The sequence below is a fragment of the Anaerovibrio sp. RM50 genome, assembly GCF_000622005.1.
Taxonomy (GTDB): Bacteria; Bacillota; Negativicutes; order Selenomonadales; family Selenomonadaceae; genus Anaerovibrio.
The window spans coordinates 17,850-31,355 of record NZ_JHWV01000005.1; the positions used below are offsets into that span (position 1 = coordinate 17,850).

Sequence of the window (13,506 nt, forward strand, 5' to 3'; positions counted from 1 at the left end):
TAAAGCCATCACTTTAGGTCACATATACACCATTTTTTGTTGATAACTGCCAGATATTCTGTTATGATTATGAAGGTATTTCACATACGTTTATCAACAGAGTCAGAACTATAAATTTTGTATATATTATATATAGTAGAAAAAAATCAAAAAATATCAAAAAATGCCTGAAATTATTGATTTATCCACATACTTATTAACAAATGTGGATAAATTTCTTTATCTGTTGATGAATTTTTCGAGGAGAATTAGAGAGATGGATCAAGATCAGCTTAATGAAATTTGGGACAAAATTATCAAAGAGCTCCAGAATACACTGGCTCCCCAGGTAATTGAAAACTGGTTTTCAATGCTCAGCCCACTGGATTATGAGAATGATGTAATCATTCTCAGTGCACCAAATGATATTGTAAAGAAGTTTATTGATGAGCGTTACATGAACATTATCATTGACGCCTGCAAGAACACCTTTAATAAATCCGATGTTTCTTTTGAAATAAGGGTAATTGAAAAGCCTGCCCCTGAGCCGGAGCAACCGGTGGAAAATCTTTTCACTGATACTGAGAACAAGTCTTCCTTTGTGGCAGCCTACGATACTCCGGGCCAGATTGCACCAGGGGATGCTTCTTCCTTAAATCCACGTTATATTTTTGACACCTTTGTGGCAGGCAACTTTAACCGCATAGCCTATGCTGCTGCCCAGGCCGTGGCCAAAAATCCTGGCCAGAACTACAACCCGCTGTTTATGTACGGCGGCGTGGGACTTGGCAAAACCCATCTCATGCATGCCATTGGCCATGAGGTGCTGAAAAACAATCCGGAAAAAAGAGTTCTTTATATAACCTCTGAGAAGTTCACCAATGAGCTTATTAACTCAATCCGTGATAACACCACAGAGGCTTTCAGACAGAAATACAGAAATATTGACCTGCTGATGGTGGACGATATCCAGTTTTTGTCCAAAAAAGAGCGTACCCAGGAGGAATTTTTCCATACCTTTAATGCTCTTCATCAGGCCAACAAGCAGATTGTACTGTCCTCAGATAGACCGCCTCACGAAATCAAAACCCTTGAGGAGCGTCTCAGCTCCCGTTTTGCCGGCGGAATGCTGACAGATATACAGCCACCTGATCTGGAGACACGAATTGCTATTCTGAAAAAGAAAACTGAGGCAGACCGCATTGACGTGCCAAATGAGGCACTGGTTTATATTGCCAGCCGCATTGACAACAACATCCGTGAGCTGGAGGGTGCCCTTACCAGAGTTGTAGCATATTCCGAGCTTATCGGCGAAAAGATTACAACTGATCTGGTGGCAGATACACTTAAGGATGTTTACCCTGAAAATCACAACAAGGAAATCACCATGGATGTGATTCAGGAGGTTGTGGCAAACCACTTCAATCTGAAGGTGGAGGATCTGAACAGCAGCAAGCGTACCAAGGCTCTGGCTTATCCAAGACAGATTGCCATGTACCTTTGCCGTGAGCTGACTAACACTTCTCTGCCACAGATCGGTGAATTCTTTGGCGGACGTGACCACACCACTGTGCTTCATGCCCACAACAAGATTACTGAAGAAAAGGCCACTGACATAAAACTTGATAATACTCTACAGGAGCTTACAAAGAGAATTGAACGTATGTAAGTAACTTATTCCACATTTTCTGTGAATAACTGTGTATATTCCCTGTAGAAGAAATGTAGATAAAATTAAGGGAAGGATAATTCTGTGATTAGTGTGGATATCCTTCCCTGTTTTATCAACTTTTTATAAACACGGGATTTTTCTTTTTTTTCAAAGACCCGGATTACTTATCCACTTTTCCACAGGCCCTACTATTACGACTACTATTTTTATATAATTAATAATCATAAATACTATAAGGGGTGCATAAAATGAAATTTACATGCCAGAGAAATGATTTATTGCAGGCAATCCAGACTGTAGCAAAGGCAGTTTCCTCAAAGCCACAGAACCCAATCCTTTCAGGAATATATATAAAAGCAGAGAACAACACCTTGGAGCTTCAGGCCACAGATTATGAAATCGGCATTATCTGTAAAATCGAGGCGGAAATAACAGAACCTGGCAATATTGTATTAACCGGCAGATACATTCAGGAGGTTGTAAACAATCTTCCTGGTGTTACGGTGGAATTTGAATATGATCGTCAGGAGAAAATTTCACATATCCGCTCCAATCGTTCCAACTTTACCCTTCTCAGCATGTCAGCTGATGATTTCCCTATTATTAAGAAACTTGAGGCAAATAAGAGCCTTAAGATAATGGACAATGTACTTCAGGAGCTTATTGGCAGAACTACCTTTGCCTGCTCAAATGAGGAGGCAAGACCAGTATTTACCGGCTGTCTGTTGGAGCTTAACGACAACTCCGTTGTTATGGTTTCCACCGATACCAAGAGACTGGCTCTTCAGTCCAAGGTTCTGGAGGATTTTGAAGGCCAGGGAAAAATGATTATTCCTTCCAAGATTTTGAATGAAATTCACAAGCTGCTGTCCTCTGATATGCCACGTCCTGTTAATATCAGCTACAACTCCAACCAGATAAGCTTTGAATTTGACAATATCTATATTTCTTCCCGACTCATTGATGGCCAGTTCCCTGATTATCATCGTGTAATACCAACTGATTTTGGCACCAGAATCAAGCTGAACACCGAGGAATTCCGTTCCGTTATAAGGAGAACTGCCCTTATTTCCCGTAAAACAGATTACAATGTGGCCACCATGGAATTTGCCAACGGCATGGTTCGCATTACCTCCGACAATCCTGAAATCGGTAATTCTGATGAGTCACTTACAGCTGAAATCGACGGGGAGAATATTGTAATTTCCTTTAACGCCGACTATATTTCTGATGTATTAAAAATTGTTGATACAAAGGAATTCTATATTTCCCTTAATAATTCACTGAGCCCTGCGGCTATCCGCATGCTTGATGATGAGTCCTTTACTTATATCATTACCCCTGTACGTACTCCGGGTCAGTAAATAATAGACTTGGCAACCATTAGCGTGGGGCAAAGAGGTAAAATATGGCTAATATTGAAAAAATTGAAGTAAATACTGAAACTATCCAGCTGGACCAGTTTTTGAAGTGGGCCGGTGTTTTGGAGTCCGGTGGCCAGGTGAAGCTCATGATTGAGGATGAAATGATACTGGTTAACGGCACAGTGGAAACAGCCCGCCGCAAAAAGCTCCACCACGGCGATGTGGTGGAAATAAAGGAAATGGGTTCCTGGCAGGTTGATTTCAAGGGAGAATAACAGGTCATGAAGCTGAAGCGCCTGAAGCTGGTGGGATACAGGAATTATAAGGAGCTGTCCCTTGATTTATCCGAGGGCACTAATATTTTTATTGGCAGAAATGCTCAGGGGAAGACAAATATCCTTGAGTCTGTTTGCTATGCCTCCATGGGCAGCTCCTTCAGAACCGGCACAGACAACGATCTCATTATGTGGAATGAGCCGGGCAGCTCTGTAACCATTGATTTTCAGCGAATGGGCGTGGACAACAGGCTGGAATTTATATTCCAGCGTGAAAAGAGGCGCCAGATTATCCATAATGGAGGAAAAATAAAGGCCAAGGAGCTTATTGGCATCATAAATGTGGTGCTGTTCTCCCCGGAGGATCTTACCCTCATAAAGGGGGCTCCCTCGGAGCGCAGAAGATTTATTGATATGGAAATTTCCCAGGCCAGTCCTGCCTATTATGGTGAGTTAATAAAATATAACCATTTATTGCAGCAGCGAAATACCCTTTTAAAGAACATCAGGGATGGCAAGGCCCATATATCCATGCTGGAAATGTGGGACAGCCAGCTGGTGGACAGCGGTATAAAAATTATTGGCAAGCGGCTGGAAACGGTAAAAAAGCTGAATATGCTGGCAAATCTTATGCAGAGACGAATTTCCACAAATGAGGAAAATCTGTCTCTGTCTTACTGTATCAAGGGATACACAGGACTTGTGGATAAGATAGATGAAAAGCTGATTTTATGGTATAATGAGACGTTGCGTGAAGTAACCAGGGAGGATATATATCGTGGTTCCACCAGTATAGGTCCTCACCGTGATGATATTCAGATTTACGTCAACGGAATAGATCTGAAGGCCTTTGGCTCCCAGGGGCAGCAGCGCACAGGGGTACTTTCCATGAAGCTTTCGGAGCTGGAATTTATCCGCTCGGAAAAAGGTGAATATCCTATTTTGCTCCTGGATGATGTTATGAGCGAGCTGGATATGAACCGAAGGCAGCAGCTGCTGGAATTCATCAAAAAGGAAAATATCCAGACCATTATTACCGCCACTGACAGGGCATATTTCCCGGAGGACAACAACTGCGTGTTTTATCATGTGTCCGGGGGAACAGTTGAGTTAAGTGACAGGAAGTGATACCGTGTCAGCTCCCAGAAAAGGCAAGCTGGAGAAAATGAATATTATACTTCCCCAGATTGTGAGCTCCATGAGTATTGGCAAGGAATTTTCCTCACACATGGTGATGTTTTACTGGCCAAAGATTGTGGGGAAGCATATTTCCGATAATGTGTCCCCGGTGAAGCTGGAATTTAAAAAGCTGTTTTTGTATACATCACACCCTGTATGGGCCACCCAGCTTTCCTACATGAAGGAAGAAATAAAAAATAAAATCAACAGCTTTATGGGTGAATATCTGGTGGAGGATCTGGTATTTACCAATATAAAGCCGGAAAAAATTGATTTTGATGATACTGATAATGAGGTTAATCTGGGCCTGGAAATAAAAAAAATAAATATTTCTGATGAAGAGGTAAGGGAAATCTCCCATAATCTTGATGAGGTTCAGGATGATGACCTTAGAAAGCTCCTTCTGAAGGTTAAGACTAACGATGAAAAGCTGAAAAAATACCGCAAAAATGCCAACTGGCACCCCTGCAGCAAGTGTAATACCCTGTGTCCCCCAGAGGACCAGCTTTGTGACAGCTGCAAGAGAAATGCCAATATTGACAGGCTTAAGAGCATAAGACGATATCTTATGGATGTGCCCTGGGCGAGATTTTGCGATATCGTAAAGACTATTCCCTGCACCGCTGAGGAAGTAAATGAACAGCGGATTATCCTGATGCAGATACTGGCATCAAAGATAAGCTCAACCAAGACTGACTGCATGGAGGCCACCATACTTACCATGCTTTATAAATCTGTGTCCCCGGACAAACTGACTCCGGAGCTTAGACAGCAGACAATAGATAAATTCAAATACGATTTTATGGACAGTTTTGCCGCCAAAAAGGGCAAAAAATACCATAACAGCAAAAAAGTTTGAGATTGTTTGATTTGGAGGAGAATTAATTAATGGCAACTGAAAATGAAGCTTTAATTGATGATGAAGAAGTAAAAATAAATGTGGATGAAATAGGATCCGAGGTATCCGCCGTTGACGGTGATTATGGCGCAGACCAGATTCAGGTTCTGGAGGGTCTTGAGGCCGTAAGAAAACGTCCTGGTATGTACATCGGCAGCACCTCTGAGCGTGGTCTCCACCACCTTGTATACGAGGTGGTGGACAACTCCATCGATGAGGCCCTGGCTGGATATTGTACTGATATCGATGTAACCATTCATAATGACAACAGTATTACTGTAGTTGATAATGGCCGTGGTATTCCAGTTGATCTCCATGAAACTGGAAAGCCTGCTGTGGAGGTTGTTCTTACAGTGCTTCACGCTGGCGGTAAGTTTGGCGGTGATGGCTACAAGGTATCCGGAGGTCTTCACGGCGTAGGTGTATCTGTAGTTAATGCCCTCAGTGAATATATGGATGTACAGGTAAAGCGCGATGGAAAGATACATGAAATTTCCTTCCAGCGCGGTGTTACCACTTCTCCAATGACCATTACAGGTGATACTGAGGAGACCGGCACCAGAGTTCATTTTATGCCGGATAAGGAAATCTTCAGCGTTACTGAATATAACTTTGATACTTTGAAGCACAGACTGAGAGAGCTGGCCTTCCTTAACCGTGGAATTACCATTAATCTCAGTGATGAGCGCAGCGGCAACCGTGAAACCTTCCATTTCGAGGGTGGTATCCGTTCCTTCGTGGAGCATCTGAACCGCAAAAAGACCAAGATTAACGAGACTCCTATTTACTTTAACGGTACCAAGGATGATATTGTGGTTGAGATTGCCATGCAGTACAACGACACATATCAGGAGAATATTTACAGCTTCGTAAATAACATCAACACCGAGGAGGGCGGTACCCATCTGGCGGGCTTTAAGATTGCCCTTACCCGTGCTGCAAATGATTTTGCCAAGAAGAATAACATCATCAAGGGAAATCAGCAGAATCTGTCCGGTGAGGATGTGCGTGAGGGTCTCACCTGTGTTATCAGCTTAAAGATCCGTGAGCCTCAGTTTGAGGGCCAGACAAAGACAAAGCTGGGCAATTCTGAGGTCCGCGGTATTGTGGACTCCATTGTTTCCGAGGGTCTCAACGAATATTTTGAGGAAAATCCTGTTATAACCAAGCGCGTGCTGGACAAGGCTGTTATGGCCTCCCGTGCCCGTGAGGCAGCAAGAAAGGCCCGTGAGCTCACCAGAAGAAAGAATGCTTTGGAGGTTAATTCCCTTCCTGGCAAGCTGGCTGACTGCTCCATCAAGGATCCAGAACAGGCTGAAATTTATATCGTAGAGGGTGATTCTGCAGGCGGTAGCGCCAAGCAGGGACGTGACCGCCGTTTCCAGGCTATCCTTCCTCTTCGTGGCAAGATTCTCAACGTGGAGAAGGCCCGTCTTGACAAGATTTACAGCAATGCGGAAATCCGTACCATGATTACTGCCTTTGGCAGCGGTATCGGTGATGAATTTGATATTTCCAAGCGCCGCTATGGAAAAATTATTATTATGACAGATGCGGATGTTGATGGTGCCCATATCCGTACTTTGCTTCTCACCTTCTTCTACCGCTATATGAAGCCTCTTATTGAGCGGGGCCATGTTTATATTGCCCAGCCGCCTCTTTACCAGATCAGAAAGGGCAAGAAGCACTGGTATACCTTCAGCGATGATGAACTGGAGGCAAAGCTTAACGAGGTGGGCCGTGATGGTGCCACTGTTCAGCGCTACAAGGGCCTTGGTGAGATGAATCCTGAGCAGCTTTGGGAAACCACTATGGATCCTGAGACCAGAACCATGCTTCGTGTAGACATGGAGGATGCCCAGGAGGCAGATGAGCTCTTTAATATTCTCATGGGCGACAAGGTTGAGCCACGCCGTCAGTTTATTGAGGAACACGCAAAATACGTAAGAAATCTGGATATTTGATTTTTTGACATTTTTTAATTTATTTTTCAGAATAGTGATGTACAATCTCTTTATAAAGAAGCCTTTCCCTTTGGGGAAGGTGTCAGCCCTTGGTGCCAGCCATTGGGCTGACGGATGAGGTTTATAATTAGAGAGGTGAATGTTAGCTATGAATACATTAAAAACTACAGTATTAATGGCCCTGCTTATGGGTATTATGATAGCCCTGGGCAGTGCCTTCGGAGGCCGTCACGGTGCCATGCTCATGCTGGTGATTTCCCTGGGTATGAATTTCTTTACCTATTGGTTCAGCGATACCATGGTGCTGAAGATGTACGGTGCAAAGGAGATTTCCCAGCAGGAGGCTCCACAGCTCTTTAATATGGTTGCTGGTCTTGCGGCCACTGCCCAGCTGCCTATGCCAAAGGTTTGCATTATTAACAGTGCTATTCCAAATGCCTTTGCCACAGGCCGCAACCCTTCCCACGCAGCGGTGGCAGTAACCACGGGTATTATGAACGCCCTGTCTCCTGAGGAATTAAGCGGTGTTCTGGCCCACGAGCTTTCACATATAAAGCATCGTGATACCCTGATTTCCACCGTGGCAGCGGCCTTTGCAGGTGTTATTTCCATGATTGCCAATATTGCCCAGTGGTCCATGATTTTCGGCGGTAATTCCGATGATGATGATAATGGTGGCAACATTGTTGGTCTTTTGGCCACTATTATTCTGGCTCCGTTGGCGGCAGCCCTGATACAGATGGCTATTTCCCGTTCCCGTGAGTATGAGGCGGATAAGTCCGGCGGTGAAATTTGCGGCAATCCAAATTATCTGGCAGATGCACTGCAGAAGATCGAATATTATTCCATGCATGCACGTCCAATGGAACAGGCAACTCCAGCCACTTCACACATGTTTATCATTAATCCTTTGGCCGGCTCCAGAATGAAGCTGTCCACCCTGTTCAGCACACACCCTGCCACCAGCGAAAGAATTCAGCTTCTTCGCCAGCAGGCTGCGGCTATGGGAAAATAAAAAAATAAGACTGCCCGGCTGGGCAGTCTTTTTCTATGTTGTAAAAAATATACTAAATTTTATGATTTAATCCTGGGTAATTTTGGTAACCTGGGTCTTGCCAATGAGTCCCATAATAGCCATAAGCTGATCCAGGGACTTCTCCGGGTCACCAATATTCTTGATAACGTAATTGGTATTTTTCCAGTTATCAAATTCACCGTTATTTTCCGCATATTCCAGATGGTACTTCATATCCACATTATTATGTCCCATCTTGAGCATACGGTCAATGAGAGTTACGTAATCCACCATAATGAAAACGGTTTCAAGATTGTTGGTCAGAAGCTTGCTGACCTGCTTCACACCGTTAATGGTAAGCATGGTAACAGAGATTTTCTCAGTCTTAAGGGCATTCAGGACGTCATTTTTCAGAAGGCCATAGTAGTCCCCTTTGTATGTAACCTTCACAATCCAATCCTGCTTGAGGAAATCGCTCTGACTAAGGAAAATTGTAGTTTTGGAATCCTTGTCGTAATCCATAGGAGGTCTGGTGGTATAAACGGGAATATAATGAATACCCATTTCCATCAGCCTGGTGATAAGAGTTGACTTACCACTTGCATGTGGGCCTATCAGCGCATAAATTTTAGAGGTCATATACATCACCATCGATTCATCGTTTCAAAAAAATTAAATCTTCCAGTGTTATATATTCATTTTAACATAAAAAAAAGCAAATAAGTAGAGGTTGATTAAATTAATTTCAAAAATAATAACGGAAATACAAAACGGGCAGCAACCGAACGCTACCCGTTTTGCCTCATCTGCCTTTTTCCACCAAAACACTGTCCCCACAGTGTTCACCCAAGAAGATAATAACACAATTTCATGTGCATTTCAATTGTTATATAATATTATATATAAATTAATTTGAGGGGCGTAGCAATATGATTCAGGGGATTATAGATATTGGTTCAAATACTGTGCGCATGGCAATTTACGAAATTGAAAAGGATTACATTGAACTGATTTTAAAGAAGAAGCACATGGTGGGCCTGGCAGCCTATCTCAATGACAATGTAATGACACAGGAGGGCGTGGACAAGGTTTGTGAGGTGTTGGAGGAATACAAGGAATTTCTTGATGTTTTCAGCATAAACAATATAATGGCCTTTACAACAGCGGCCCTGAGAAACTGCAAAAACAGCCAGCAGGTGGTTTCTGAGATCATTAACCGCACCGGCATAAATATTGTTGTTATTTCCGGGGACAAGGAGGCTGAATACGATTTTGTGGGAGCCACCAGAAATATTAATATGAGTGAAGGACTGCTGGTTGATATCGGCGGCGGCAGCACGGAGCTGGTTTATTATGAACAAAACAGAATAACACACAAGATAAGCCTTCATATAGGTTCCCTTGGACTTAAAAAGGAGTGCTGCTCATCCTTTATGCCAAACAGGGATGAAGTGGAAAAAATGTATGCCATAGCCAGGGAGATAATAGATGGCGCCAGTGATTTCAAGGATATAAAATCAAAGGTTATCTGCGGTATCGGGGGAACCTTCAAGGGTACCAGAGCCCTTTATAATGCCCTTTACAGCAAGGACAGAAGGAATAATGAGATTGATACGGCCAAATTTTCTGAAATCATTAAGAGATTCGGTACATCGGGTAAGCTGACCCAGTCAGAATCAGTTATTCTTATGAAAAATATTCCCGACAGGATACATACAATTATTTCCGGCCTGGTTATTGCTGATGTAATTGCCAAAAAGTTTGGCACTGAAAAGGTTATTTACAGTGATTCCGGGGTTCGGGAGGGCTTTATCTATTCGGAAATCATAAAATAATTATTCAGACAAATAAAAAAGTAAAAATATGGCTCCTTATTGCGCCATTAATGCCTGATTATCAATGGATTAGGGGATTTTATCTTTATATATTGGGCAAAATATGGTATAATAAGGAGCTAATTGATTTTGTATTAAACTTTTTTGAGGTGAGATAGTGGAATTCGGCGAAGGTAAGATTTTACCTGTAAATCTGGAGCAGGAGATGCGTAATTCTTATATTGATTACGCCATGAGTGTTATTGTTTCCAGAGCAATCCCAGATGTTCGTGACGGTCTGAAGCCTGTACACAGACGTATTCTTTACGCCATGCAGGAAGCCGGCATGACCCCTGGCAAACCATATAAAAAATCCGCACGTATTGTTGGCGAAGTATTGGGTAAATATCACCCACATGGTGACAGCTCCGTATACGATGCCATTGTCCGCATGGCCCAGGATTTCTCCATGCGTTATCTGTTGGCTGATGGTCACGGCAACTTCGGTTCCGTGGACGGTGACCCTGCTGCAGCAATGCGTTATACTGAGGTTCGTATGTCAAGAATCTCCGAGCTTATGCTCCAGGATATTGACAAGGAAACCGTTGATTTTACTCCTAACTACGATGAGTCACTGAAGGAGCCAACTGTACTGCCATCCAAGTTCCCTGAGCTTTTGGTAAATGGTACTTCCGGTATTGCCGTTGGTATGGCCACCAACATTCCTCCTCATAACATGAATGAGGTTATTGATGGTGTGCTGATGCTTATTGATAATCCTGATGCCACCGCTGAGGAGCTTATGACCGTTATTAAGGGTCCTGACTTCCCAACCGGCGGTCTCATTATGGGGACTTCCGGCATCAAGAGTGCTTATACCACAGGCCGCGGCCAGATTAAGATGCGTGCCAAGGCCAATATTGATACCATGTCCAATGGCAAGCCACGTATTATTGTAACTGAGCTGCCATATCAGGTGAACAAGGCCCGCCTTATTGAAAAGATTGCCGAGCTGGTCCGCGACAAGCAGATTGAGGGCATTACGGACCTTAGGGATGAGTCTGACCGCAGCGGTATGCGCATTGTTATGGAGCTCCGCAAGGATATTAATCCTGACATTATGCTGAACCAGCTTTATAAGCACACCCAGATGCAGGAAACCTTCGGCGTTATTATGTTGGCTCTGGTGGAAAACCAGCCAAAGGTGCTGACCTTAAAGCAGGTTCTCCATTATTATATCAAGCATCAGGAAGATGTTATTACCAGACGTACCCGCTTCGAGCTGGCCAAGGCAGAGGCAAGAGCCCACATTTTGGAGGGCTTGAATATTGCTCTTGACCACATTGATGCTGTAATTACAACTATCCGTGAGTCCCGTACTGCTGATATTGCCCGTACTGCCCTCATGGAAGGCTTCAGCCTCAGTGAAAAGCAGGCCCAGGCCATCCTTGATTTGAGACTTCAACGCCTCACCGGTCTGGAGCGTGAAAAAATTGAGGAAGAATACCAGGAGATCTTAAAGAGAATTGAATGGTTGAAGTCTGTACTGGCTGATGAGTGGAAGATCATGGAAATCATCAAGGAGGAGCTCACCGAGGTTAAGCGCAAGTTCGGTGATGAGCGTCGTACAAATATTACCCACGATATGAGTGAGATTGATATTGAGGACATGATTGCCGACGATGATGTGGTTATTTCCATTACCCACAGAAATTACATCAAGCGCATCAAGCTTGATACCTATAGAAGACAGAACCGTGGCGGCACAGGTGTAAATGGTATGCCTACCAAGGAGGACGATTTCGTGGAAAATCTCCTCATTACCACCAACCACCACACAATTCTGTTCTATACCAACAAGGGTCGTGTATATTACCTCAAGGCTTATCAGATTGCAGAGGCCAGCCGTACCGCCAAGGGTACAGCTCTTATCAATCTGCTGAAGCTGGATAAGGATGAGAAGGTAAGTGCCGTTATTCAGGTAAGGGATTATGATCCTGACAAGTACCTCTTTATGGCCACCAAGATGGGTGTAGTAAAGCGTGTAAGCCTGTCTGACTTCAATACCTCCCGCAAGATTGGCGTTATTGCCATCAGCCTCCAGGAGGATGATGAGCTCATCGGCGTTAAGATTACCAATGGCCAGCAGAAGATTATGCTGGGTACCAGAAATGGTATGGCCATTGCCTTTGACGAGGAGCAGGTTCGAGTTATGGGACGCGTAGCCAGAGGCGTAAAGGGTATCAGACTTACCCCTGGTGACGAGGTTGTGGCTATGGACAGCCTGAAGGAAGGTGCCGACGTACTCACCATTACCGAATGTGGTCTTGGCAAGCGCACCACCATTGATCAGTACACTGTTCAGAACCGTGGCGGCAAGGGCCTCATTAACCTTAAGGTTACTGAAAAGACCGGCAAGGTAATTGGTATGGCTGTGGTTCACGAAGATCATGAGCTGCTTCTCATTACTGAGGGCGGTGTGGTTCTGAGAACCTCCATCAGCGGTATCAGCCAGATCGGCCGCAATACCCAGGGCGTTATCATCATGAAGCCAAGTGAAGGAGACAAGGTTTCCTCTATGGCAACACTGCTTCAGAAAAACGACTGATAAAAAAATTAGGGACTGCTTAAAAGCAGTCAAAAACAACAAAAAGGCTATGACCAGGTGTCTGATATAATACCAACAGGTCATAGCCTTATTTTACGTTCAATATATCATTCTTTCCCTATATTAATTAACTTACTCCAGCTCGTCAAATACGCTGAAGTGGGACTCATAGCGCTCCTTAACATGGTTAATACCCATGTATTTAACAAATGGTGCCAGTTCATCAAGCTTCATTACACGGACTTCACCCTCCAGATTGGCCATAACAACCTCAGGAATTTCAAACTCTGCCATAACCTGGAGACAGCCACCGCATGGCACAAATGGATTTTCCGTATCGGCTACCACTGCAACAGCATCAAATTCACGCTTGCCATCGGCAATTGCCTTATATACAGCTGCGCGCTCAGCACATACGGACAAACTGCTGGAGCCGTTTTCCACGTTGCAGGCTCCGTACAAGGTACCGTCAGATGCCAAAATGCAGGCACCAACTTTAATGTTTGAATAAGGGCTGTAGGCTTTCTGGCGGGCATCCTTGGCCATCTTAATCATAGTGTCGCAGATATCTTCATTTAACATATTTCTTGGCTCCTTTGCTTAATATTTCACAAATGTAATAATACCGATACTACTTAGATATATTTTATTCTATAAGAATAATTTTATCAATTCATTTTTTCAAAGCCCAAAAGCCCTGTTTATACACAATTTCCACAGGTTATCCACAATTATTAA

The 13,506-nt window shown here is 43.7% G+C and carries 11 protein-coding genes; 9 read left to right on the forward strand and 2 right to left on the reverse strand.

Translation table 11 applies throughout. The features are described from left to right. Window positions 1–256 precede the first annotated feature (256 nt). The 7 genes from dnaA to htpX all read left to right on the forward strand — a co-directional run bounded on the left by dnaA (window position 257) and on the right by htpX (window position 8,346). Window positions 257–1,648, forward strand: coding sequence for a chromosomal replication initiator protein DnaA (dnaA, locus tag T525_RS0102125; protein WP_027405826.1), 1,392 nt, complete (start codon window positions 257–259; stop codon window positions 1,646–1,648). 251 nt (window positions 1,649–1,899) lie between these two features. Beyond that, window positions 1,900–3,015, forward strand: coding sequence for a DNA polymerase III subunit beta (gene dnaN / locus T525_RS0102130; protein WP_027405827.1), 1,116 nt, complete (start codon window positions 1,900–1,902; stop codon window positions 3,013–3,015). A 53-nt stretch (window positions 3,016–3,068) separates the two neighbouring features. Continuing rightward, entirely contained in the window at window positions 3,069–3,290 is a 222-nt protein-coding gene (locus tag T525_RS0102135) for an RNA-binding S4 domain-containing protein (protein WP_027405828.1), read from the forward strand. 6 nt (window positions 3,291–3,296) lie between these two features. Next, window positions 3,297–4,418, forward strand: coding sequence for a DNA replication/repair protein RecF (gene recF, locus T525_RS0102140; protein ID WP_027405829.1), 1,122 nt, complete (start codon window positions 3,297–3,299; stop codon window positions 4,416–4,418). Next, window positions 4,405–5,328, forward strand: coding sequence for a DUF721 domain-containing protein (locus T525_RS0102145; protein WP_198022582.1), 924 nt, complete (start codon window positions 4,405–4,407; stop codon window positions 5,326–5,328). The genes recF and T525_RS0102145 overlap by 14 nt, the downstream gene beginning before the upstream one ends. A gap of 29 nt (window positions 5,329–5,357) precedes the next feature. Continuing rightward, a complete protein-coding gene (gene gyrB / locus T525_RS0102150; protein WP_027405831.1) occupies window positions 5,358–7,331 on the forward strand; it encodes a DNA topoisomerase (ATP-hydrolyzing) subunit B in 1,974 nt (657 codons plus the stop codon). A gap of 148 nt (window positions 7,332–7,479) precedes the next feature. Further along, entirely contained in the window at window positions 7,480–8,346 is an 867-nt protein-coding gene (gene htpX / locus T525_RS0102155) for a zinc metalloprotease HtpX (protein WP_027405832.1), read from the forward strand. Window positions 8,347–8,412: 66 nt separating this feature from the next. Here the strand turns inward: htpX and T525_RS0102160 are convergent, their stop codons facing one another. After that, window positions 8,413–8,985: a hypothetical protein gene (locus T525_RS0102160; RefSeq protein ID WP_027405833.1), complete on the reverse strand. Its 573-nt coding sequence runs from the start codon at window positions 8,983–8,985 to the stop codon at window positions 8,413–8,415. Window positions 8,986–9,275: 290 nt separating this feature from the next. Here T525_RS0102160 and T525_RS0102165 point away from each other — a divergent pair, with 290 nt between their 5' ends. Together T525_RS0102165 and gyrA are read left to right on the forward strand one after the other, a co-directional pair. Beyond that, window positions 9,276–10,181 carry an exopolyphosphatase gene (locus T525_RS0102165; RefSeq protein WP_027405834.1) on the forward strand — a complete coding sequence of 302 codons (906 nt, stop codon included), beginning with the start codon at window positions 9,276–9,278 and terminating at the stop codon, window positions 10,179–10,181. Window positions 10,182–10,338: 157 nt separating this feature from the next. Next, window positions 10,339–12,768 carry a DNA gyrase subunit A gene (gene gyrA / locus T525_RS0102170; RefSeq protein ID WP_027405835.1) on the forward strand — a complete coding sequence of 810 codons (2,430 nt, stop codon included), beginning with the start codon at window positions 10,339–10,341 and terminating at the stop codon, window positions 12,766–12,768. Window positions 12,769–12,900: 132 nt separating this feature from the next. On the opposite strand, the gene cdd is transcribed toward gyrA, so the two are convergent. After that, window positions 12,901–13,350 carry a cytidine deaminase gene (cdd, locus tag T525_RS13915; protein ID WP_051533344.1) on the reverse strand — a complete coding sequence of 150 codons (450 nt, stop codon included), beginning with the start codon at window positions 13,348–13,350 and terminating at the stop codon, window positions 12,901–12,903. Window positions 13,351–13,506 lie beyond the last annotated feature (156 nt).